Origin of the sequence: Saccharibacter floricola DSM 15669, assembly GCF_000378165.1 — a bacterium.
In the GTDB taxonomy this organism is placed as follows: domain Bacteria; phylum Pseudomonadota; class Alphaproteobacteria; order Acetobacterales; family Acetobacteraceae; genus Saccharibacter; species Saccharibacter floricola.
The window spans coordinates 168,299-192,161 of record NZ_KB899336.1; the positions used below are offsets into that span (position 1 = coordinate 168,299).

Sequence of the window (23,863 nt, forward strand, 5' to 3'; positions counted from 1 at the left end):
TTAGACCTTTCCTCTAAACAACGGCTCGAAGGTTATTATGGAAACGCTTCTCATACGATCCGTAATAACCTTCCCCCTGCTTATTTCCCTAATTGACGCAGCTTAACGCCACTCATCAGGCGTTTCTCAATTGTTTCTAACGAGACATCTTTTGTTTCTGGCACAAAGAGATAGATGAGAATAATAGCAAGAGCGTTAAAACTCGCAAATACCCAGAATGTATTAGAGCTGCCAAGCTCTTCGAGCATTGTCAAAAAGGTCGTCCCAATAAACAGGTTGCTCAACATATTGGTACCCGTCGAAATCGAAATACCAAGATTACGCCCGGCATTAGGCTGAATTTCAGAGCAAATCACCCACATCAGCGGCCCAGCCGACATCGCAAACCCACCGACGAACACAATAATGAGCGCCAACGCAGAGAGCTGAAGCGCCAAAGAACTCGGCCCGACATAGAGAATAACTGCAAGAATAGCCATGCTTAACGCCATGCTTGCATACCCCATATAAAGAATAGGTTTACGTCCCCAGCGGTCAGAATAACCAATCGCTACAAACGTCATCAGCACGTTAACGAGGCCAATCAGAGCGGTGCACCACATTTGCGCCGTGAGATCAAAATGTGCGGCTTCTAAGATGCGCGGGGCATAATACATGATGATATTAATACCAGCGAATTGCTGCATAATTTGCAACAACATACCAAGCCCAACAGAACGCCGAAAGTTGGAATTCCTGCGTAAAAGCTTCCAACCTTCTTGTTTTGTTTGAAGCTGTTCATCTATAGCCTCCAACTCACGTTGGGCAGAAGACGACGTATCACGCAGATTGGTCATTACTTCAAAAGCATGTTCCCAATGACCACGCATCACAAGCCAACGCGGGCTTTGTGGAAGGAACAAAAAAGCCCCTAAGAAAAGTACAGCTGGAATAGCCTCAACAATCAACATCGTCCGCCATGCTCCCGACGGAGACAGCCAACTATTGGAGAAGAAAGCCAGAAAAATCCCGATCGTTTTCAGCAACTGATAGGTAGAAACCATTGCCCCACGCTGCTCTTTACGGGCAATTTCCGACAAATATTGAGGGGTTGTAAAATCGGACAGCCCCATACCTAAACCAACCAGCACACGGCAAGCAATCATCGACGCAACAGACCAACTTGCAGCCGACCCGAAAGCACCAACAGCAAACAAAAATGCAGCAATAGTTAATGTATATTTACGCCCTAGATGGTTACAGAGCGTACCACCTGTTAGGGCCCCAATCGTTGCCCCCACCAACATGCCACCAACAACCCACTCAAGTAAGCCTGTTGAGACATGGAATTGCGTGCCAAATGGCTTCAGCACGCCTGAAATAACACCAATGTCCAGCCCACACATGAGGCCAGCAAGTGATGCTATAAGACAAACAGCAAGCACACGGCGGCGCGCTACTTTATTAACGTGACCCTCTGCCGGTGCGTCGGGAGCAGTAACCTCCTGATCCGATACAGTTTTCATAAAGGGAATGCTCCTATTTTATGAGCGCTCTTTAGGCAGTTCCCTGCATTTACCACAAAAAGCACTTTTAACTAAGCTAATAGATCAGTCGCTCTTGTCATAAACAAGGCAACATCCCCCCTGTTCCAGCGCCAATCACCGGATAACAGAGCGAAGCGTCCCGACCTCTCGACCACGCCAATTCAGCTGCTTCCGCGCACTCCAACGATCGAGAAACGCCTCATCTTCTCCTGAATGACAAAGGCTCTTCTGACCAAAGCGCTTCAACAACGCTGTTAATGCTAACTCCGCCGCACGCGCTCCACCATCTTCAGCCTTCACGACAATGCCCAAGCCTTCTTCTGGTAGAGCCGCGACCATAATGCCTTCAGCACCCATTTTCACAAAGGCACGCTCACCAAAACGCTCCATAATCGCGGTATCATAACGCCCAGTGCCCGCCACCATATATGGATGCGCCGCCACAGCCCGGCGCAGACGAGCCGCCCCCTCTGCGTAGGCATCCGATAGGCCATCGCCCGTGCCAAAACGGGCCAACCCTTGGGCCAATGCTCGATAAGGCACGGCATAAGTCGGCAATGAGCATCCATCCATCCCGCGATTTTCTGCGCGATGAGGCACCCCAATCACCTGTTCTAGTGAAGCGGTCACACGTTTTTGTATCTCATGCTCCGGATCTACATAGCCTGTCGGGTCTATCCCTTGATCACACGAAAGGCAGACCATCCCTGCATGTTTCCCCGAGCAGGTATTATGCAAACAACATGGAGCTGTATGGCCTTGCGCCATCCATTGCCCAGCTGCAGGCATATAACTCGGCCAATGAGCACCACATTCAAGCGCTGTTTCATCGCGCCCAACACGAGCTAACATAGAAGCCGCCAAACGCGTATGGGCCTCCTCCCCTCCGTGAGACGCGCAACTTAAGGCAAGCGCATCATCACCGAGTTTCAAACGATCCGCCGCTCCGCTTGCGACCAATTCAAGCGCTAAAAAAGCTTTGACGGTAGAGCGTGGAAAAAGCAAAGACTCCGCATCACCACATGACCAGACAAGACGGCCCGCCGTATCGACGACAACGGCACGCCCATAATGACGCGACTCAACCCGTCCTCCACGTGTTGCCTCTGCCAATAAGCCCATATCCATCTTTTTATCGGTCATGATCGCTATCTTTCCCATGATGAGAGGTATCGCCGTCTGGAAGAGACACCGCACATTCCGCACAGAGTCCCTCAATTTCTACCGTTGCCGCTTCTGCTTGGAAGCCTCTTCCACGCGCAGAAGACAGCAAAACAGCCGCCACAACATCTTGCTCCAGCTCTTCCACACAACGACATTGGCGACAAATTAAGAACTGCGCACGATGCACGCCCCATGTTCCGTGCTCACGACACCCACTCTGGCAATCCAGCGCGTGATGGCATCCTACAAAAGCACTCAGGCGCTCAATCCGATGAACCAGCCCATACTCAAGAAGGAACTCTAACGCTCGGTACACGGTGGGAGGAACCGCACGTGGCTGCAACGTGCGTAAACGCGCTAAAAGATCATACGCACCTGAAGCCTGTTTTTCAGACAATACCAAGCCTAGAACTTGCCGCCGTGTTTTCGTCAAACGCTGCCCATGCTGACGGCACCATTGCTCGGCCTCATCTAACCGCCGTATCACCGATGCGGAAAAAACGACCTCTTCCCCGCCATGATCCTGAGCAGGCTGCCCAGCCTTTTGTGCCATGCGTGTTTCCTTCATGCCCTTTTAATCACGCTGAGACGCTGTGCCTTCCTCCGGGGCCACCGCCCAACGCCATGACGCTAATCCTTGCCGCGCTAACTCACGGTGCAACACCATAATCGGCACATGCTCAGCCTCTACAGGCTTTTCTCGTTGTGCCAAATCATGTGCCAAAGCTTCCACAAGCGTCACGGAACGATGGCGCCCACCACTACAGCCAATCGCAATAGTGACGTATTTTTTCCCCTCTTCCACAAAGCGCGGAAGCACCAACGATACCAAGCCTAAAACATGATCATAAAATGGCTTATAAAAGGGGTCTTCCTTCACATAATCAGCGACCACTTTCTCCAACCCCGTACGGGGGCGAAGAGCCTCATCATAATGTGGGTTCCGCAGAAAACGAGCATCGAGCACAATATCAGCTTCTCGTGGCAAACCGGCCGGGTATGCAAAAGACATGAGAACGACGGAAAGGTCATTATCCGCATGCCCGCCAAACCGTGCCGTAATGAGTTGCCGCAATTCAGGTAAAGGAAGGTCTGACGTATCCACCACAAGGTCTGCTTCAGAGCGCAATGGGGCGAGCAGCTTGGCTTCCTGCTCTAGCCCTGTCACGACGCTTCCACCACTGACAAGCGGATGACGCCGGCGCGTTGCCGTAAAACGACGCAGAAGAATATCATATTCAGCGGTCGCATAGAGAAGATGCACGACACTATCTGATTGCGCCCGCAACCACGAGACACGCTCCAGCACACGTTGTGCCTCAAAGCCACGGCTTCTGACATCAATGCCAATCGCGAGCCGCTTCCCTGCCCGAGAAATAAGCGCATCAAAAAGATCTAATGGCGGATTATCAACAACCTCATACCCAAGATCTTCCAACATGCGCAGAATAGACGCCTTCCCTGCACCTGAAAGACCCGTTACGAGCAAAATATGCCGAAGAGTCTGCTCTGTCATGATAGACATCCCAGTCCTCTGCGATCATATCGCTCTGCGCACCCTGCCATCATGTCAGAAGCCCTTTCCAAGACGACATACGTGCCCGACTGATCGTCACCCCCAACAACGCGGCAAGTGGATGATAAATCGAGCACCATTGACCTCTCTCCCTCCCTCTGAAGAAGATGACACAGCATAGCGATTTTCTGCATAAAGATCACCTCCTAATACACGCACGATCTGGCGGCTAATGGCCAGCCCTAACCCAGAATGCTGCCCAAAATCTTCCGTTCCCGGGCGTTCGGAGTAAAAACGCTCAAAAATATTCTCAATCTTAGCAGGCGGAATGCCCGGGCCTTCATCTTCAATCACAATCTCAACAAAAGATGTTTTGCTCGCCTTCTTCCCCCTACGAGAAACATCACTTTGTTGGGGGTTTTCACTCCCGCACACCCGCACCGCAATCGTAACCACCCCTTTTTCTGGCGAGAAAGACAACGCGTTATTGATCAAATTACGCAACACCTGCACCAGTCGGTCTTCTACCGCCCGCAAGCATAATTTACGTCCCTTTTTATCGGTCTTCAGGCGTAAGATCGGGTCTGTATCGCGCCGGGTCGTTTGGTGCATCTCCACCAACACGTTCAGCAAGGGGACAATTTCCACACAACCGCGCTGGCCACGGCGCAAATCTCCTTCAACACGACTTGCATCTGAAATATCAGCAATAAGTCGCTCTAAGCGCCCCACATCGCCACTCACAATGTTCAAAAGCCGCTCGCGTGCAGCGGCGTCATGAATACGTGGCAATGTTTCTAAGGCCGAACGGATCGACGAAAGCGGGTTTTTAAGCTCGTGACTTACCTCAGCTGCAAAGCGCTCCGTGTCGTCCAGCCGCGCCCATAACGCCAATGTGCTAATCCGCAATGCCCGTGCTAAAGTGCCGATCTCGTCTTTTCTGTTCAAAAGACTTTGCGGCACACAATCCGCTCTTCCCTTCCCTGGTTCACGCATGTCATGCGACGTTTTCACCAAACGCCGCAATGGCCGCGCAATGGTTGATGAGAGATAAAGTGAGAGCAGAACCGTCAAGCACAAAGACAGCAGCAGCAGCGATAGAATGGAAGAACGCACCGCAAACAAAGAACGGTCAATCTCTGGAGCATGCCGCGTGAGTTGAATCTCACCAATCGTCGCATTGCTGTCTGCTATAATCGGCTCCACCACCGTAATTACAAGCTCGTGTGTATCCGTCCTGCGAATATAGGGGGGCATCTCTACTTGCGTCGGCATTGACGATGATGAGCCTGCTAATGCAGCATCATCTGTGGAATTATCAAGAGGAACAGGCCCAGCGCTGGACGTAAGAGGCAAGCGCAGCAACACCCACGCATAAAACATATCGAAAATATTATCGCGCGGCGGAGACCAGCGCTCAGGGCGCCCCGGAACCACGACACCACCCCGATCAAGGGGGAAATCACGCCGACTATCAACCAGCAAATGTCCATCCGGGCTATACAGACGTGCATGAGCGTTCAAGCTGGAATTCATCAGACTAGCCAATAAGGGGCTCGCCAAAGACGCTTCCAGCGCCACCTCATGACGATCACCACGACGAACAGCCGACTCCCCTAGTGCTCCTGCATAAATATGCGCCTGCTCACGCAAAGCCGTCACATCTGCTTCTAACAAACTGGCTTGGAATTGATTGATATAGAGCAGCATCCCCGCCAACAGCATGAGCGGGACAATGTTCACCAACAGAACACGCACAAGTAAGGGCGATACTTGCCGAGGGGAACGTAACCAGCGAGGGAAAAGACGCCGTACCGTCATAATAAACGGCCCTCCAGAGCGAGGTCGGCATCTAAAACGCCCCTCTTTTGCAATTTAATGACGAACATAGACCGGCAGGATAGACAAATCAGGACGCAATATCGCGATAACGATAGCCAACGCCATAAAGCGTTTCGATCTGATTGAAATCCTCATCTACCTGACGGAATTTCTTCCTTACACGCTTGATATGACTATCAATTGTCCGGTCATCAACATAGATACTATCACCGTACGCGGCATCAATCAGTTGATCGCGTGATTTCACAAGGCCAGGCCGCACGACCAGTGCCTTAACCAGCAAAAATTCCGTTACCGTCAGGGCGACTTCCTTGTCGTTCCACAAGCATTGATGCCGTGCTTCATCCAACGCCAACGGCCCACGCACAAGAATCGACCGCCCCGCCGTGCTGTCCCCCGTCACCTCAGCCTGACTGACTTCATGACGTCGCAACAAAGCACGGATCCGCTCAACAAGCAGACGGAGCGAAAAAGGTTTAGTAATATAATCATCCGCCCCAAGACGCAGCCCCATCAACTGGTCCATTTCTTCGTCTTTAGAGGTTAAGAAAATAACAGGCATATTAGAGCGTGTCCGCAAACGCTTGAGCAGCTCTATGCCATCCATACGGGGCATTTTGACGTCTAAAATCGCTAATGAGACAGGACGAGATAACAGACCCTGCAAGGCGCTCTCACCATCCGTATAGGTATGCACCCCATAACCTTCCGCCTCTAGTGCCATTTGCACAGACGCTAAAATGTTACGATCATCATCCACTAACGTGATAATAGGCGCTCCGCTCGCACGCCCATGCTGTTCGTCAGAATTTGGCATTTTTATGGGGTCTCCTAACATAATCAAACACAATATATATTTTAAAAGCACGCATTAAGAGATCACCCGTAGCATGAAAGCGCCTCAGACCAAATATCCCCTCAAGAGCTGTTTTTAGCCTTCCTCTCCCATCGCTGTATGGCATATTCCTCTTGCTTTCAGGCTCATCATCATTATGTCCTCTACGAAGGAAGGGTCATCCTGAAGGCCCATTTAAAAGGCACAAAACGCAATAGGGTCATATTATGACAGAACAAAATCCTCATACAGAAACAGACGAAACTGCTGGCGCACGCGCCGCTGCAGAGGCTGCCGCAGCTCTTGATGAGCAAAAAGAAGGCGAAAAGCCTGCAGCTGATGCCTCACCAGAGGAGCGTATTGCGGCTCTGGAAGCAGAAGTCGAAGAGATGAAAAACCGCTGGCTCCGCTCTGAAGCAGATAATCAAAACCTGCGGACACGTGCGAAGCGCGATCTTGATGATGCCCGTCAATATGCCGTGCAAAAATTTGCACGCGATGTTGTCGAAGCAGCAGAGAATCTTCAACGCGGCGTTGCCTCTCTCCCCGAACCTAAAGAAGGGGAAGATAAAATCATCACCAGCATTCGCGAAGGGCTAGAAGGTACGGAGCGTTCCTTCCTTTCCATCCTTGAGCGCAACGGGATCACCCGTCAGGATGCTACAGGCCAGGCTTTCGATGCCAACCTTCACCAAGCAATGCAAGAAGTTGAATCGCCTGACCATGCTCCAGGCCATGTTGTTCAAGCATGGACACCAACATGGATGCTCAAAGACCGCTTGCTGAAGCCCGCTATGGTTTTGGTTGCTAATGGTGATTCCAAGGGCAAAAAACCCGAGTAATCCCTTTTAAACGTTATGAAAGGCGGAGACGTTGGCCCATATCCTCGTCATTAAGCACGGTGCTTTAGGGGATTTCTGTCAGGCCTTTAGTGCTTTTGCCACGCTCCGCCATCATTTCCCCTCAGATCATCTCACGTTACTCACCAGCAGCCCGTATCGCGCCTTGGCTGAATGCTCGCCGTGGTTTGATGACGTGCTGGTGGACGATCGCCCGTCATGGACGCATTGGCGTCATCATATGTGGATTCGCCAGCTTCTCCGCCGCGTCGATAAGGTTATTGACCTCCAAAACTCCGGTCGCACACAGTCCTATTTCCGCCTTGCTGGACGACCTGCTTGGTCGGGACAGCATGCGAAGAGTGACAACGCTCATACCAATCCGCAGCGCCGTGCCATGCACGGCCTAGCACGCCAAAACGACCAGCTCCGCACGGCCGGCCTCACGCCCCTGCCACGTCATGTCCCCGATTGGCTTATAGCTGAAGGGCCCGCTCTCCCCCGTCCCTATGCTGTTCTCGTCCCCGGGGCAGCCGCCCATCGCCCAGCAAAGCGCTGGCCTGTCCGCCGTTTTGCTACACTCGTCCAATGGCTTGTTGAGCAGGGCATACAGCCTGTCATCGTCGGCGATGCTGCACAGCACGGGTTAGGCTCCTTCATCTGCAACACCGTGCCAAGCGCGCACGACCTAACTGGCCGGACATCTTTGCCAGAACTCGCCGGCCTGCTCCATCGTGCGGCTTTCGCGGTCGGGAATGATACGGGACCTATGCATATGGCCGCCACAATGGACTGCCCCAGCCTCACTCTTTTCTCCCATGACAGTGACCCACGCCGTTGTGCACCATTATCTCTCACACCGGGCTATAGCCGCTCTCTTGTGACGCGTGACCTGGCCACCCTTTCAGCCGAGCGCGTGTGCCGCTACCTTCAAGACTGGACATTCCCCTTACTTAATCTTGAGCCGCAACAGAAAAGCGTGCAAAATATCTTAATGATCGGCTAGACTACGCCGCTTGTGAGGAAACTTCCGACCTCCTCGCCCATTTTTATCGATAACATCCTCAACCAAGGAGCGCCTTCATGCCTGCCATTACGTTGCCCGATGGAAGTATCCGAACCTTCGACGGGACAGTAACTGGCACGACGATTGCCAGCTCCATTGGTGCCGGCCTCGCCCGTGCAGCTCTTGCCATGGAGGTTGATGGGAAGCTTGTCGATATCGCAACGCCCATCGAAAACGACGCACAGGTGCGTTTCATCACACGTAAGGACGATGAAGCCCTTGAGATGATTCGTCATGATGCGGCCCACGTTCTTGCAGAAGCTGTGCAAACCCTGTGGCCAGAAACGCAGGTCACCATTGGGCCAAGCATTAAAGACGGCTTTTATTACGATTTTGCGCGCGACAAGCCTTTCACACCCGATGATTTTGCCGCCATTGAAAAGAAAATGGCCGAACTCATCACCAAGGACACCGACTTTACCCGTGAAGTCTGGGATCGCGATGAAGCCATCCGTTTTTTTGAAAAAAATGGGGAACATTTTAAAGCGGAATTAATTCGCGATCTCCCCGAAGATGAGGTCATCTCCATCTACCGTCAGGGGGAATGGCTGGATCTCTGCCGTGGCCCTCATCTGCGCAGCACAGCCGATGTTGGTAACGCCTTTAAACTAATGCGCGTAGCAGGAGCCTATTGGCGCGGTGACCATCGCAACCCCATGCTGACCCGTATTTACGGCACGGCATGGCGCGATAAGAAAGAGCTGAAGGCCTATTTACAGCGCCTAGAAGAGGCCGAAAAGCGCGACCATCGCCGCATTGGCCGTGATATGGACCTCTTCCATATTCAAGAAGAAGCGGTAGGGCAGATTTTCTGGCATCAAAAGGGCTGGCGCCTTTACTCCACCGTGCAAGATTATATGCGCCGCATTCAAGAGCGCTATGAGTACCAAGAAGTGCGCACGCCACAGCTGGTTGACCGCGCTCTTTGGGAAGCCTCAGGCCATTGGGATAAATATCGCGAGCATATGTTCATCGCCACAGTGGAAGATGAAGATAAAACCCTCGCGCTCAAGCCCATGAACTGCCCCTGCCATGTGCAGATTTTCCGCCACGGGCTACGCTCTTACCGCGAGCTTCCTTTGCGTATGGCAGAATTCGGCGCTTGCCATCGTTACGAACCCTCAGGCTCTTTACACGGCATTATGCGTGTGCGCGGCTTTACCCAAGACGACGCCCATATCTTCTGCACGGATGATCAAATTGCCGAGGAAACCGCTCGTTTCGTCACGATGCTCGGCGAAGTATATAAAGATTTCGGCTTTGAAAGCTTCCGCGTTAAATTCTCCGATCGTCCTGAAACACGCGCTGGGTCTGACGAGGTATGGGATCGCGCTGAAGGCTCTCTCAAACGCGCGTGCGAGATGGTCGGCGTCGACTATGAGCTTAACCCCGGCGAAGGGGCTTTCTACGGCCCTAAATTAGAGTTCGTCTTGACCGATGCTATTGGTCGTGACTGGCAGTGCGGCACCCTTCAGGTGGATTACGTCTTGCCGGAGCGTCTGGATGCTTCTTACATTGGCGAAGATAGCGCCCGCCATCGCCCCGTCATGCTTCACCGCGCTATTTTGGGAAGTTTTGAGCGCTTTTTGGGCATTCTTATCGAGCAATATGCTGGGAAATTCCCGCTCTGGCTGGCCCCCACACAAGTCGTTGTCGCCAGCATTGTAACCGATGCTGCGGATTACGCTCGTGACGTGGCCCAACAGCTCCGTCAGGCAGGCCTGCATGTTGAAACCGATACACGCAATGAGAAAATCAATGCGAAAGTACGTGAGCATAGCTTAGCGCGCGTGCCCGTGATTCTTGTCGTTGGTCGCCGTGAAGCAGAGGAGCAAACTGTTAGTATGCGCCGCCTTGGCGACCAAGCTCAGAAGGTTATGCCACTTGCAGAAGCCGTCACAACCTTAAGCTCTGAAGCATTAGCTCCAGATATTGCTCGCAAAAAGAATGCACTAAAGCCTTAATCAGTCTCCCTCATAGCCCTTGCACCGTTGTCGTAGCAGGGCTATGAATCGTAGAGAATTGTAATACCCTGCTTGGAGTCTTTCTGAACAGGGACGACATAGTGACAGGAGTTGACCATAGCTAGACCGCCGTTTAACGCCGCCCCTCAACGTGATGGGCCGCGCGTCAATGAAGAGATCCGAGTGCCGCAGGTTCGTGTCATCGACGCTGATGGCGAAATGATTGGTATCATGCCGACCCGTGACGCCCTGTCGCGTGCTTTCTCTGCCGGGCTCGATCTTCTAGAAATCAGCCCGACGGCTGAACCTCCCGTAGCTAAAATTCTCGACTACGGTAAGTTTAAGTACGAACAGCAGAAAAAGCGCAACGAAGCGCGCAAAAAGCAAAAGGTCATTGAGATCAAGGAAGTTAAGGTGCGCCCAGGCACGGGTGAACATGACTTCATGACCAAGGCCAAAGCCGTACAGTCGTTTCTTGAAGATGGTGATAAAGTGAAGGTTTCTCTTCGCTTTAAAGGCCGCGAAGTCGCCCATCAGGATCTTGGCTACAAGATGATGGAGCGTATCCGTGAAGCTACCGCGGATATTGCTAAAGCTGAGCAGCGCCCTCGTCTTGAAAACCGCCAAATGATTATGATCTTGGCCCCGACAAAGACACGGGAAACAAAATAACCCTCCATTCTGCGCCTTCTCTCTGAATGAGGCGCTCTATCGCGGGTATTTAAAAACCCCTGCCACATCAGACTGGCAGGGGTTTTTTCTTATCCTGGGAAATGCCCCAAAAGCCGGCTTACAGCCGCACACGTAGCACTTTGGTTGAGCGTATAGAAATGAAAATGATCTACCCCCTCATCCAGTAATTTTTGGCACATACGGTCAGTCATCACCGCAGCAAGATGCGTGCGTACCGCCACGTCATCTTCTAACCCAGCAAAAAGATGACGTAAGTCTTGAGGAACCGACGCGCCGCACATTTCAGCAAAACCCCAAGCCTGTGCAGGATTGCTCAGTGGCAAAATACCCGGCACCACCGGTTTGGTCATGTTATGGGCGGCTAAACGATCACGAAAACGCAAGAAACGATCGGCTTGGAAAAAGAACTGCGTAATCGCCCGATCTGCTCCCGCATCGAATTTACGCTTCAAGTTATCAAGGTCAGCTTCCGGGCTTTGAGCTTCTGGATGTGTTTCTGGATAAGCCGCAACGGAAATCTCAAAAGGAGCAATTTTTTTCAGCCCCGCAACCAGCTCAGCCGCATTCCGGTAGCCTTGTGGATGCGGCTCAAACGACCGTGATTTGCCCTCAACTGGCCGTGGATCACCACGCAGCGCCACAATATGACGCACGCCACTGTCCCAATAAGCCCGCGCTACGTCATCCACTTCACCCTTGGACGCATCAACACAAGTCAAATGACCGGCCATTGGTACAGAAACAAGCCCAACCATATCACGCAGTGTTTTAAGTGTACGCTCCTGCGTGCTTCCACCCGCACCATAGGTCACGGACATAAATTTAGGGTCCAGCCCTGCAAGAGTTTGCGCTGTTTGCAGCAGCTTAGCGGCACCCTTTTCCGTTTTAGCGGGAAAGAACTCGAATGAAATCTTAGGCATGCTACCGGTCTTCCTTTACATAAGCGCTCGTTGCGTCTCCTGAAAATTAGTTCAATCATGATCGGAAAAGAGAACCCTCAAAGCAGTACCCGCTGCCACTCCCTTCAGGGCTCTCACTCAGATTATATGTCCGCCTTTACGACGCCGTTGAACGAAGCTGACCAAGCCATAATTTGACCGTCAGCTCTCCTTCCAACGCCTCGGTTAAGACAAGGTCAAAGCCCGCTGCTTTAAACCACTCAGCCATCTGCTCATCACGAAACCCCAAATAAACGTGTGCATCACGCATCCGAAGCTCTTCTCGTTGATGAGCAGCGAAATCGACCAGCAAGAACTGTCCATCCGGCGCTAAAATACGCGCAGCTTCCGCAATCACCGCTGCAGGATGCTGCGCATACCGCAAGGCTTGATGCATAATGGCCAAATCAGCAGCATTTTCAGCCATTGGCAGGGCATAAAAATTCCCCTGACGGAGCTTAATCCCCTCACCAGAAGCCGTCTGTATATGCTCCAACTTCGCCCGGGCTAAACGCAACATAGAAGGGCTGCGGTCAAAACCAACCGCACTCCGGGCAGTCCCTGCCAGCAGCTCCAACATCCGTCCCGTTCCGGTACCAATATCCACGAGGCAATTCTTAAGCGAATCACCCAGTACCTGGCCAATAGCGGCTTCGACCTCCTTTTCCGACACATGCAAGGAGCGAATCGCATCCCACTCCGCTGCATGAACTTCAAACCAATCCTCTGCGGCCCCCATGCGCACATTACGCACGGCCTGAAGACGCTGCCGATCCGCTCGTACTAAGTCATCCTCCGCTTCCGATTCGGCTGGATGCCACTGATCCAGCGCCGCAAAAACGGGGTCGAGGTCTTTTTGCGCCCCTAAGGCCAAAAAAACCCAGCTCCCTTCTTTGCGACGCACCACGAGTTCTGCCTCAGCCAAGACTTTAACATGGCGAGACACACGCGGCTGGCTTTGACCCAGAACCTGGGCCAATTCCCCCACAGAAAGCTCCATCTCACGCAGAAGACGTAAGATTCTTAAACGAGTCGGCTCAGCAAGAGCCTGAAAAATGATAAGCGCACGATCCATAAGGGAGTATATATAACGACTTCATTATATGCGCAATAGGCTATTGACAGTTTTTAGGGAGCCTGTCAGTGCTTAATGCAGTCACGGTCGTGAAACGATTTTTTGGGAGTCACTTCACCGACCAAGACCCGACACACCCCTGTCGGTTCAGTATGGTTTTACAGGGCAAACGCCCTCCCTCTCTGTTCCGTTTCTCCCTACGGAGCGGAGCGGGAGGTGCCCTTTTCCTGCTGGCCGCTACGCCATGAGGCACACATAAATGACTGTACAAGTTGCCACACTGGGCTTCCCTCGCATTGGGGCCCGCCGTGAACTTAAAAAAGCCCTTGAAAGTTTCTGGGCTGGAACCAGCACGAAAGCTGACCTTCACCAAGCGGCAGAACATCTCCGCGCTGAAGCATGGTCTCGCCAGAAGGCCCAAGGTGCGGACATCATTCCGTCAAACGACTTTTCTTTTTACGATCATGTGCTGGATACCAGCGCGATGGTTGGTGCCGTTCCTGAAATTTACGGGAAAGTTGACGGCAATGTTGACCTCACCACCTATTTCGCCATGGCACGCGGTCGTCAGGTAAAAGGTGAGTCTCACGAAGACTGTGGTTGTGGCAAACACAGCCATAGCAGCGATGTTCCTGCTGCTGAGATGACGAAATGGTTCGACACGAATTATCATTATCTCGTGCCGGAATTCAGCGCTGACCAGACATTCCGCCTTTCCTCAACCAAAATCATTGATGAATATCGTGAAGCGAAGGAACAAGGCCATGATACGCGCCCCGTTCTCCTCGGCCCGGTCAGCTTCCTCCTTTTGGGTAAAGGGCGTGATGCCTCCCTTAACCGGCTCGACCTTCTGGGCTCTTTGCTGCCTGTTTACGCGGACGTGCTCACTAAGCTTCACGAAGCCGGTGCACAATGGGTCCAAATTGACGAACCTGCACTCGTTCTAGACCTTGAAGACGCCACACAGGCCGCTTTCAAGCAAGCTTACCAGAGCCTCACTCAAGCGGTTCCCGCTATTAAGCTTCTGCTGACCACCTATTTCGGTGGGTTAGGCCATAATCTAGATACCGCTCTGAGCTTGCCTGTGCACGGCCTGCATCTGGATCTCGTCCGCGCTCCAGAGCAGTTGGACACTGTTTTGAGCAAGGCGCATCCAGACCTGCTTCTGTCGCTCGGTGTGATTGACGGACGTAATATTTGGCGTGCTGACCTCAACGCGATTTTAGATCGTCTTGAGCCTATTGCAGCCAAACGTGATATCATTATTGCTCCATCATGCTCGCTTCTGCACACCCCGATTGATCTGGAACGCGAAACCACGCTTGATCCAGAGGTAAAATCTTGGCTGGCCTTTGCTGTCCAAAAGATTGGCGAACTCTCCACCCTCGCAAAAGCTCTCAATCAAGGACGCGATGCGGTGCGTGCAGCCCTTGACGAGTCAGCAGCTGCTGTGAAGAGCCGCAAGAACTCTGTTCGTATTCACAATACGGCCGTTAAAGAGCGCGCTGCTCAAAAAGATGCGTCTTTAGCAAAACGCCTCTCTCCCTTCCCCGTGCGTCAAAAAGCCCAAGAAGAAGCGCTTCATCTACCGCTCTTCCCAACCACAACGATTGGCTCCTTCCCACAAACGAAGGAAGTCCGTCAGGCACGCGCCAAGCACGCTAAAAAAGAAATCAGCACCGCTGATTACGAAGCGTTCTTGAAAGAACAAACCGCTTCTGCGATCAAATGGCAGGAAGAAACCGGCCTTGATGTGCTGGTTCATGGTGAGTTCGAACGTAACGACATGGTGCAGTATTTTGGGGAGCAGCTCTCCGGCTTTGTCTTCACCAAACACGCATGGGTGCAGTCTTATGGTTCTCGCTATGTGCGTCCGCCCATCATTTATGGAGATGTCACACGCCCAGCACCCATGACGCTGGATTGGTGGAAATATGCACAATCCTGCACGCAGAAGCCTCTAAAAGGCATGCTGACCGGCCCTGTCACCATCTTGAACTGGTCTTTTGTGCGGGACGATCAGCCACGTTCTGAAACATGCCGCCAGATTGCTTTTGCCATCCGTGATGAAGTGCAAGACCTTGAAAAAGCAGGCTGCCCTGTCATTCAGATTGACGAAGCTGCTCTGCGTGAAGGCTTGCCACTACGCCGCCAAGACTGGAAAACCTACTTAGATTGGGCCGTCGAGAGCTTCCGCATTACCTCTAGCGGTGTGCAGGATAAAACCCAGATTCACACCCATATGTGCTATTCGGAGTTCAATGACATCATTGAATCCATCGCTGCAATGGATGCTGATGTGATCTCCATTGAGACAGCGCGCTCTAAGATGGAGCTTCTGGAAGCCTTTACCGACCATCACTACCCAGCCGAAATTGGCCCGGGCGTGTATGACATTCACTCACCGCGTATTCCAACCGTAAGCGAAATGGCAGATCTGCTAGTCGCAGCAGAAAAGAAAGTCAGCCGTCGCCAACTTTGGGTTAACCCAGATTGCGGTCTGAAAACCCGCCGTTGGGAAGAAGTTCGCCCAGCGATTGCAAACCTTGTTGCAGCAGCGCGTGAACTCCGTGGCTAATACCGCTTCTCCTTTTTAAAAAGGAGAAGGAGGCAGGGCGGCCAACATCCTCCCTGCCTCCCAGTTGCTCACGTGCAGGCCATAGAAGTCGCGATAAAAAGCCACGATCCGATCCATCATCGCGCCTTCATCACTATGGCCTGCCGTGACAATCTGTTTAGCCCAGTCCAGTTGAAGCAACAATTCCGGGCCGTAACGGTCCCACAGAAACAACCCAGCGGGATTACGATAAACACGATGATTCTGCACCGCGCGTAAACGCGATAAAATAGGGTGAGATTGGAAAAAATCGTGCTCTGGAGCCGACGCTGGAATAATAATCAGGTCAGGGTTCCACATCACAATCTGTTCAGCTGTGACCTCACGATGATTTCCCGAAAGAGAAGCCGCGTTTTGCCCTCCAGCTGCTCGTATCCATTGGTCAATAATCGTTTGTCGCCCATCAACTTTAAGCGGCTTTAACGATGCCATATGTAAAAGACGCGGCCCATGCGGTGATGGAACACACTGCGTTAATGCATGACGTAACGCCCGCTCATAAGCACGCGCACGCCGGAAAGCGAGCGGTGTACTGATCAGAGATGCCGTTTCTCTCACGCAATGCAGCACCCCTTCCATGTCTGAAAATCCGAGCGTTACAGCACGTAAGCCTTGCTGACGAAAAACATTACTCTGCCCTATCTCTGTTTCAGGAAGAAATAAGAGATCCGTCTTGAGCGACAACAAAGCTTCAGCATTAAGTGCGCGCGGTTGCAGCCGTGCAAGCTTGCGAAATTGGGGGAAAAAATGAAACATCCACGGTGTCGTTTCCGGCCGCGCTGCCGTGGCTACAAGGCGATCTTGCGCTCCAAGCAACACAAGAAAAGCCGTGTGCGCATACCATGCATCTGCAATAAAACGCGGTGACGGTTGCTGTTGCTGCTCCTTCTCCGCAGAGAAAGCAGAATCTATACCTTGGAATACGGTACAGAAAGCCGCGCTCTTATAAAACATGGCACGCCGCGTCAGCATTTCCCTACCCACAAACGACGTCCTGTGCATCAACGCCTAACCACCCCTAATGTTGGGATCGTTGAGTGCTTTTCGAGGTGTCCTGCGAAGAAGAAGGCTGTGTAGGCAACGCTCCACCATCGTGAGAAGATGACGAGGACGGCACAACGGACGCCTGTGATGTCGACGTCGATGCCCCATTATCTTGATGAGATGACGCAGAGGCCTTCACTGGTGCGGATGAAGACGTTCCTCCAGCATGCTGTTGAACGGGAGTAGCAGCTTTAGGCTGCACATCACGCGATGAGCCCCCTGCTGGCTCTGTCTTGGAATGGTCTACAGACTCACTCACAACACGACATGAAACCGACATATCATCACGATCAACCCGAGAGAATGTCGCTTCATCCCCTTGTGTCGCCCATGAATAGCGATCGGCCACATATTTAGCCCCAGACCCCGATATGACATTCGCCATGGCCAGCATATTTCCGTCCACGGGGAGCACAGCCAGCGCTGTCATATCCGCATTAAGATACGACACCATAAAATGCCCGCCTTCAGGGAGAGATTTAAGCAAGTCTTTCCCTCCATGCTCATCTTTCTTATCGTTATCTGTGCAATGATAGATCACATCCTGACGGTTCGAGGCTTCACCATGATGAAGCGGCACCATCATCACCCCATTAGGCGAGCTCTTCTCCTGATGGGCAGAGGACTGTTGGGCAGAGGACTGTTGGGCAGAGGACTGTTGGGCAGAGGACTGTTGGGCAGCATAAGCGCATCCAGCACTTCCCACCAGAAGAGCAAGCCCCATAGGTGCACAACCCATCAAAAATGGTGCTTTCATACGTCCCCTTTTCACTTATCCCAGCTTCCATCACTATGGCGGTACACACCCAGCTGAGAGATCATATCGGCCCAAGCCTGAGCTTTACGCGCTTCATCACACTGATCGGGAGCATGGCTATTGGCAAAAATCATCCGCGCATCCGCAGCACTCGCCGCCCCGTAATTGGTAAAGAGCACGCGAAACTCAAGATTGGGATAACGCGCAGCAATGGCGTCAACCAATCGTTTAAAATCAGGCACACGCGTATGAGAAGGGCGATGGCTCCCTTCATAATGAAGCGTCTCCTGCCAATCGCGCACAAAGAGCACACGCTGTGTCCCATCGCAAAGCTGGTCAAGCTGTGCCAGATAACTCTGATATTCCTGCTTAAGGCGCCCCAGCTGACTATGGAACAGCTCGACACTCGCCCGCTCACCGGGGGGAATATCCAAGCAATTATGATAGACAATCAGACTATCGCGACAGCGCAACGCATCGTGATAGCCATAGAGACAATTGGTCGAGAAAAGATCGCGAAAATCCGTCTCAAATAAAGCAATCAAACTGTGAAAAGGCGCCATAAAGCCGTCAAAAAGCCGCGACCCCGTTTCACCAAAAACCTGCTCTAAATACTGGGAGATTTTCTCACTTCCACCCAACGAAACAACCGCATCAAAACCGTTATCACTCGGCTGTGTTGCAGGTGTTGGACGATTCAAAGCAGCTTCCATTTCTTCGCGAAATAGAAACATCTGCTCATCAGAGCGCCATGGGGCCCGATAAAGCAGCTCATGTTGAATCTGCCGATGCAGCTCAACATTGCGGTGCACACATTCCGGTGTTCCATGCGATTCAGACGGCAATGTCTCCAGCCCGCCACGCAAAAAGAACACTTGGCCCCGTTCCGGCGTTCTAAATTGTGGCAAACCACCATACCCCGCTCTTAGAAAGCGATGTGTATGCTCCACATGTTCTTCACCATATTTCTCGAAGCGAACCTCAAGATAGCCGACAAAATCAAGCGCGCGTGCATGATAACCGACACAATACGCTTGATGCATCGGCGCAATGTAAGGATCAGCCGCGGTACCAGCACCTGAAGAAACGTCGTTATCAATCTCAAGCGTAATTTCAGGCATATGATTGATATGGCCATAGGCCTCAACAGCCTCAATCCACTGTTTTTCCCACCCGAACACGCATGGGCGACAATCATCTTCAAACACTAAGATAACATCGCACTGCTTTTCTTCTTTAAGCCACCAGATCGCCCGGTTACGGTTCCAAGCGATCCCGCGATTATCACCGGTTATGTAAGGGACGTGCAGACGCTCCAGCAAAGATGGCGTACCATCATGGGAGCCATCATCAGCAACGACCAACTCAAAAGGATGTTGGGTAAAGGTGCGCAGTGCTTCCACACATTGCCGCACAGTATCCTTCCGATTGTAGGTGATGACCCCAATACCAAGCTTTATGGCCACGCTTCACTCCCATAACGACCAGTTATGCCCTCATCAGTCCTCAGACCTAACATGTTTACCGAGCAGCCGCACGTCTCTGAAACGCCCCTTTCCAAGAAGACGCATTTTGTGTTTTCGGCGGACGCGGCTGGCAGGCCATAAAATAAAGCCCAATGACAAAAATCACTAAGGATACAAAGTCCAGATCATTCCAGAGCTCATCACCTGATGGTTCACTCACTAAGCACCAACCACTATAGAGCACAAACCCAATCCCTATAACGCGCAAACTCCGCATCATAGGGCGCAAAGGGTTCATCATATCCGGGCGAACAAGAGTGCGATAACGCTGAAAACCGAGGAATAAGACAAGACTGCACAGAAAGCCCAAAACAGACTGCACAACAAGATTGACGCTCACACGATAAAAAAGAAAAGGCACAACAATAGACGCTCCCTGAAAAATCAGAGAACCAAGTTGAAAGCTCATTCCCACCGACCAAGACGACCATCCTGCGGGCAGGCGGTCTGCTATCGGTTGGAAAATACCATCAAGCAAAGCACTATCAGCACGACGAATCGTCTCTTGCACACTCACTCTTATTTATCCTTTCCACTCATTTCATGGGGTTTCAGCCATAGACAAAGACGGCGTCAAGCTTTTTACTCAGTTGTACGTTTTTCTTTGACCCACCACTGACGCGCTCATTGCTGGAGGTTGCATGTTCCCCTCTCTTTCCCGTCTGTCACGATGGACGCTCCTTAGTGCGTCCATTCTCGCCTCTCCGTCACTCGCTTGGGCTCAGCAAACCCCGTCTTCAACACCCACCGCGCCTTCTAGCTCTCCAGATACAGTAGCTCCCCTACGCGCAACGCTGCCCAATGGACTACGCGTTGTCATCGTGCGTAACCGTCTCGCACCCGTTGTGCAAACCATGCTGAATTATGAAGTTGGCTCCGCTAATGCGCCCGCTGGCTTCCCCGGTACAGCCCATGCGCTTGAACATATGATGTTCAATGGCTCGCACACCCTCTCGCGTGATCAACTTTCAACACTCAGCGCACGGCTCGGCAATGAAGATAACGCTGACACCACCTCTGATGTCACACAATATTATTTCACAGCTCCTGCATCTGACCTTGATATCCTGCTCCGTATTGAAGCAGGCCGTATGGAAGGGCTCACTCTCGATGCTAAAGAATGGGCCCATGAAAAGGGCGCTATCGAGCAGGAGGTCTCACGCGATCTTTCCAGCCCTATCTATCGCTATATGTCCCAAGTACGAAGCATTCTCTACAAAAATACGCCGTATGAATATGATGCTCTCGGAACGCGCCCCTCTTTTGATGCGACCAACACACATACGCTACGCCATTTTTACCAAGACTGGTATGCCCCTAATAATGCCGTCCTCATCATTGTAGGCGATGTAGACCCGCAAGAAACCCTTGCCCATGTGCAACGGGCTTTTGGTCGCATTCCTCCACACGCTCTTCCAGCACGCCCCACCATTAAACCACAATCGGTCACGGCCAAAGACCTCCAACTTCCCACCGATTTACCAATCGGCCTCACAACCATGGCATGGCGGATGCCGAGCCAGCGTGACCCACGTTATGCCGCCGCTACGTTACTCTCCGATGTCTTAGCAAGCGAACGTGGACAGCTTTTTGCCCTCGTGCCCCAAGGCCAAGCCCTTGAAACAGGCTTCATGTACTCCCCAGAAGCACAAGGAGGCATTGCCACGGCCTATGCAGGCTTCCCTAAAGGCAGCAATCCCGCAGCCCTTAAAGCGGCAATGGCGCGTATTTTAGAGGATTACCGCCAACATGGCCTTCCAGAAGAGCTGATTGAAGCAGCACGACAACGCGAAATTGCGGCTCTGGAATTTAACGCCAACAGTATTTCAGGCTTAGCAGAGAGCTGGTCACAAGCCGTAGCAATACAACATCTTAACAGCCCAGAAGATATGATCGCCGCGTTCCGTTCTGTGCGTAAAAGCGACATTGACGCCCTCGCTCGCCAATGGCTGAACCCTAAAAATGCGGTTAGCGCAACACTCACCCCTAGTGATTCCGGCAAACCCATTGCTGATAAGGGCTTTGGTGGAACAGAAACTCTGACCTCTCCCCCTAGCCGTGCGGTCACCTTGCCCGACTGGGCCCAGAAAGCCTTGGCTCGGTTAACCCTTCCGCCCAATGCCCCTCAACCTGTCAGCACGGTCTTGCCCAATGGGTTACGTCTGCTTGTTCAGCCTGAGCATGTCAGTCATACGGTTGAGCTTTTTGGCACCATTCGGCAAAATCCTGCTTTAGAGCAACCTCATGGGAAGGAAGGAGTTGCAGGACTAACCGATTCTCTCTTCCTTTACGGAAGCCACAGCCACGACCGACTTGCTCTCGCAAGCGCGCTTGACGCTCTGTCAGCCGATGAGAACGCCGGTTCATCCTTCAGCCTCAGCGCATTAAGCTCCAAATTCCATGATGGGCTCACATTGTTAGCTGACCATGAACGTGACCCAGCCTTCCCGCAAAAAGCATTCGACATTACACGCGAGCAAGAAGCACAAGCCCAATTCGGAACCTTACAATCTCCGGGCTATCATTTCGGCCGTGCCGTACGCCGTGCGCTTGTCCCCCCAACAGACCCCACCTTGCGTGAAGCGTCACCGGCGGGCATTCGCGCTCTCACACGGGATGATGTCCTTGCTTATTATCGCACGACCTACCGTCCAGACCTGACGACAATTGTCGTCATCGGTGATATTACGCCTGAAAAAGCACGTGCTGAAATTGAACGAACCTTTGGCTCGTGGAAAGCGACGGGACCAAAACCACAGCTTGATCTCCCCAGCCTTCCTGAAAGTAAGCCCTCTCAAGCTGTGATTGCCGACCCCGGCCGCTCACAAGATAAAGTCACACTGGCTGAAACCTTGGCCCTGACCGTTCAACATCCAGACCGCCATGCGCTTGCTGTTGGGAATGAAATTCTTGGTGATGGTTTTTCATCACGTCTTATGCAAGACCTCCGCGTACGCACCGGCTATGTTTACGGTGTTGGTAGCGGCATTAGCTATTCCCGCACGCGCACAAGCTTCTCCATTACCTTCGGTGCAGACCCTTCTAAAGTCAGCAAAGCACAGAAACGCGCCCTTGAGGATGTCCAATCCCTCCGCACAACCCCTGTCTCAGCCGAAACACTCGACCTCGCAAAAGCAACCTTGCTACGCGGCCAACCGATGGGACGAGCAAGCTTTAGCAGTCTTGCTGGCACATGGCTTGGGCTGATCTCCCTTGACCTACCTCTTGATACACCAGACCAATCAGCGCGTGCCATTTATACAATGACACCACAACACGTGCAGGAAGCCTTCTCTCGTTGGGTACGCCCTGCCGATATGGCACGCATTATTCTTGGGCCAAAGCCACAATAACGCTCCCATCAAAAAAGCCTTCCCACATTTTGTGGGAAGGCTCCATCAACGCTTAAAACTCACAAACCATTACGACGGTTGAGGCAATAATTTCTCACTCTGTAAATACTCAACTACACGTTGAAGCCGATGTTTATAGAGATGTTCCTTCTGCGTACGCTCCTGAGCTTTCCGTGCCATCGCCAAACGCTTTTCATCATCATAAAGATATGTATCAATCAACGTTTCAAAATCCCGTCGATTTGAAAACACAGGGATCTCGTCCGCCCCATAATAACGGCGCAATTCATACGTCTCTTCATGAAATGCTTGGAAGGCCCCCGCAAGAGCCGCCTCAAACGTACGTGGGCCCGGCGTTGAAGGCGCAATCATAAAGCGTTTATTCTCAAAATGCAGAGAACGGCCTAAGTTCAGCACAATCTTCGACCGGCTATAGAGCTCAATCAGCTCCTTCTTTTCAATACGGGCATCGGAAAAGCCAATCCCCATATCTCCCCATCCCGGGCCAATAAAGCGCGTATTCAGCTTTTCCAGGACAGGCATGAGATTACGCGCAACTTCTTTACGCGAACTAAAGGCCACACCGCAGAAAAGCACATCAATCGTTTTTTCAGTACGATCATTAAACGGCACATAATGCAATTTAGGACAAGCGCCCAGCGGTAGATGCACCACCCGATCACGCTGATAAAAATGATGCCCCCAGCGATCGCAAGAGAAAATCACATCGAAATCATAAGCGATTTGATAGTTCGCATCCTGCTCATAGGGGTCTTCCGTTGCCCAAAACGCTGTCGTCGCGCCATGTTTCTTCGCCTCACGGGACACTTCTCCATAGTACGTGCTCTCAGGCAAATAAGACCCCATCGCAAAAACCAGCACAGGCTTTAATAGACGGATTGATGCAGCAGCTGAGGAAATATCAACAGAGGTGACGTTACCCTCACCAAAGCAGGCTTCAAGACCATCTTTAATCGTCTTGCGCACCTGCGCATTCGCGTGGCTTTCATAGCGTCCACCACTGCACAATAAAACATGCCCCATGGCTTTAGGCCCTGTCTCTGCTGTCATATGCTTACTTCCCGCCTCATCAAGTCCGTGCCGTCAA

Annotated in this window: 19 protein-coding genes; 6 read left to right on the forward strand and 13 right to left on the reverse strand. The window is 52.1% G+C overall.

Annotated features, from left to right (window positions below):
• Positions 1 to 80 precede the first annotated feature (80 nt).
• From F457_RS0105340 to F457_RS0105365, 6 genes are all read right to left on the reverse strand, one after another.
• A complete protein-coding gene (locus F457_RS0105340; protein ID WP_018980105.1) occupies positions 81 to 1,505 on the reverse strand; it encodes a sugar porter family MFS transporter in 1,425 nt (474 codons plus the stop codon).
• Between the two features lie 135 nt (positions 1,506 to 1,640).
• Positions 1,641 to 2,669, reverse strand: a complete 1,029-nt coding sequence (locus F457_RS0105345; RefSeq protein WP_018980106.1) for an asparaginase — start codon at positions 2,667 to 2,669, stop codon at positions 1,641 to 1,643.
• Positions 2,659 to 3,243, reverse strand: a complete 585-nt coding sequence (locus tag F457_RS0105350; protein ID WP_051081300.1) for a Fur family transcriptional regulator — start codon at positions 3,241 to 3,243, stop codon at positions 2,659 to 2,661. The genes F457_RS0105345 and F457_RS0105350 overlap by 11 nt, the downstream gene beginning before the upstream one ends.
• A 21-nt stretch (positions 3,244 to 3,264) precedes the next feature.
• Positions 3,265 to 4,215 carry an RNase adapter RapZ gene (gene rapZ, locus F457_RS0105355; protein WP_018980108.1) on the reverse strand — a complete coding sequence of 317 codons (951 nt, stop codon included), beginning with the start codon at positions 4,213 to 4,215 and terminating at the stop codon, positions 3,265 to 3,267.
• Between the two features lie 87 nt (positions 4,216 to 4,302).
• Positions 4,303 to 6,027: an ATP-binding protein gene (locus F457_RS0105360; protein ID WP_018980109.1), complete on the reverse strand. Its 1,725-nt coding sequence runs from the start codon at positions 6,025 to 6,027 to the stop codon at positions 4,303 to 4,305.
• 88 nt (positions 6,028 to 6,115) lie between these two features.
• Complete coding sequence (locus tag F457_RS0105365; RefSeq protein ID WP_018980110.1) at positions 6,116 to 6,865, reverse strand: response regulator transcription factor; 750 nt, start codon at positions 6,863 to 6,865, stop codon at positions 6,116 to 6,118.
• A 245-nt stretch (positions 6,866 to 7,110) separates the two neighbouring features.
• On the opposite strand from F457_RS0105365, the gene F457_RS0105375 reads away from it, so the two are divergent.
• From F457_RS0105375 to infC, 4 genes are all read left to right on the forward strand, one after another.
• Positions 7,111 to 7,725 carry a nucleotide exchange factor GrpE gene (locus tag F457_RS0105375; RefSeq protein WP_018980111.1) on the forward strand — a complete coding sequence of 205 codons (615 nt, stop codon included), beginning with the start codon at positions 7,111 to 7,113 and terminating at the stop codon, positions 7,723 to 7,725.
• A 31-nt stretch (positions 7,726 to 7,756) separates the two neighbouring features.
• The gene (locus F457_RS0105380) at positions 7,757 to 8,728 is read left to right on the forward strand and encodes a glycosyltransferase family 9 protein (RefSeq protein WP_018980112.1); all 972 of its coding nucleotides are present in this window, start codon (positions 7,757 to 7,759) and stop codon (positions 8,726 to 8,728) included.
• 77 nt (positions 8,729 to 8,805) lie between these two features.
• Positions 8,806 to 10,752 (forward strand): threonine--tRNA ligase, encoded by a 1,947-nt coding sequence (gene thrS / locus F457_RS0105385; RefSeq protein ID WP_018980113.1) that lies wholly within the window; start codon positions 8,806 to 8,808, stop codon positions 10,750 to 10,752.
• Between the two features lie 111 nt (positions 10,753 to 10,863).
• On the forward strand, positions 10,864 to 11,424 hold the full coding sequence (infC, locus tag F457_RS0105390; RefSeq protein WP_026294220.1) for a translation initiation factor IF-3: 561 nt from the start codon (positions 10,864 to 10,866) through the stop codon (positions 11,422 to 11,424).
• Positions 11,425 to 11,513: 89 nt separating this feature from the next.
• On the opposite strand, the gene metF is transcribed toward infC, so the two are convergent.
• Both metF and F457_RS0105400 read right to left on the reverse strand, forming a co-directional pair.
• Positions 11,514 to 12,365, reverse strand: coding sequence for a methylenetetrahydrofolate reductase [NAD(P)H] (gene metF, locus F457_RS0105395; protein ID WP_018980115.1), 852 nt, complete (start codon positions 12,363 to 12,365; stop codon positions 11,514 to 11,516).
• A 136-nt stretch (positions 12,366 to 12,501) separates the two neighbouring features.
• A complete protein-coding gene (locus F457_RS0105400; protein ID WP_018980116.1) occupies positions 12,502 to 13,458 on the reverse strand; it encodes an ArsR/SmtB family transcription factor in 957 nt (318 codons plus the stop codon).
• 259 nt (positions 13,459 to 13,717) lie between these two features.
• Between F457_RS0105400 and metE the strand changes: the two genes are divergently transcribed.
• A complete protein-coding gene (metE, locus tag F457_RS0105405; RefSeq protein ID WP_018980117.1) occupies positions 13,718 to 16,036 on the forward strand; it encodes a 5-methyltetrahydropteroyltriglutamate--homocysteine S-methyltransferase in 2,319 nt (772 codons plus the stop codon).
• 15 nt (positions 16,037 to 16,051) lie between these two features.
• Here metE and F457_RS12250 read toward each other — a convergent pair whose 3' ends face one another.
• The 4 genes from F457_RS12250 to F457_RS12260 form a co-directional block, all read right to left on the reverse strand.
• Positions 16,052 to 17,029, reverse strand: a complete 978-nt coding sequence (locus F457_RS12250) for an ABC transporter substrate-binding protein (protein ID WP_169584110.1) — start codon at positions 17,027 to 17,029, stop codon at positions 16,052 to 16,054.
• Between the two features lie 64 nt (positions 17,030 to 17,093).
• A complete protein-coding gene (locus F457_RS12255) occupies positions 17,094 to 17,876 on the reverse strand; it encodes an MliC family protein (RefSeq protein ID WP_018980119.1) in 783 nt (260 codons plus the stop codon).
• Between the two features lie 11 nt (positions 17,877 to 17,887).
• The gene (locus F457_RS0105420) at positions 17,888 to 19,342 is read right to left on the reverse strand and encodes a glycosyltransferase family 2 protein (RefSeq protein ID WP_026294221.1); all 1,455 of its coding nucleotides are present in this window, start codon (positions 19,340 to 19,342) and stop codon (positions 17,888 to 17,890) included.
• A 55-nt stretch (positions 19,343 to 19,397) separates the two neighbouring features.
• Positions 19,398 to 19,919 (reverse strand): hypothetical protein, encoded by a 522-nt coding sequence (locus F457_RS12260; RefSeq protein ID WP_018980121.1) that lies wholly within the window; start codon positions 19,917 to 19,919, stop codon positions 19,398 to 19,400.
• A 124-nt stretch (positions 19,920 to 20,043) separates the two neighbouring features.
• On the opposite strand from F457_RS12260, the gene F457_RS0105430 reads away from it, so the two are divergent.
• On the forward strand, positions 20,044 to 22,755 hold the full coding sequence (locus tag F457_RS0105430) for a M16 family metallopeptidase (RefSeq protein ID WP_018980122.1): 2,712 nt from the start codon (positions 20,044 to 20,046) through the stop codon (positions 22,753 to 22,755).
• A 69-nt stretch (positions 22,756 to 22,824) separates the two neighbouring features.
• On the opposite strand, the gene F457_RS0105435 is transcribed toward F457_RS0105430, so the two are convergent.
• Positions 22,825 to 23,826 (reverse strand): CgeB family protein, encoded by a 1,002-nt coding sequence (locus tag F457_RS0105435; RefSeq protein ID WP_018980123.1) that lies wholly within the window; start codon positions 23,824 to 23,826, stop codon positions 22,825 to 22,827.
• Between the last annotated feature and the right edge of the window lie 37 nt (positions 23,827 to 23,863).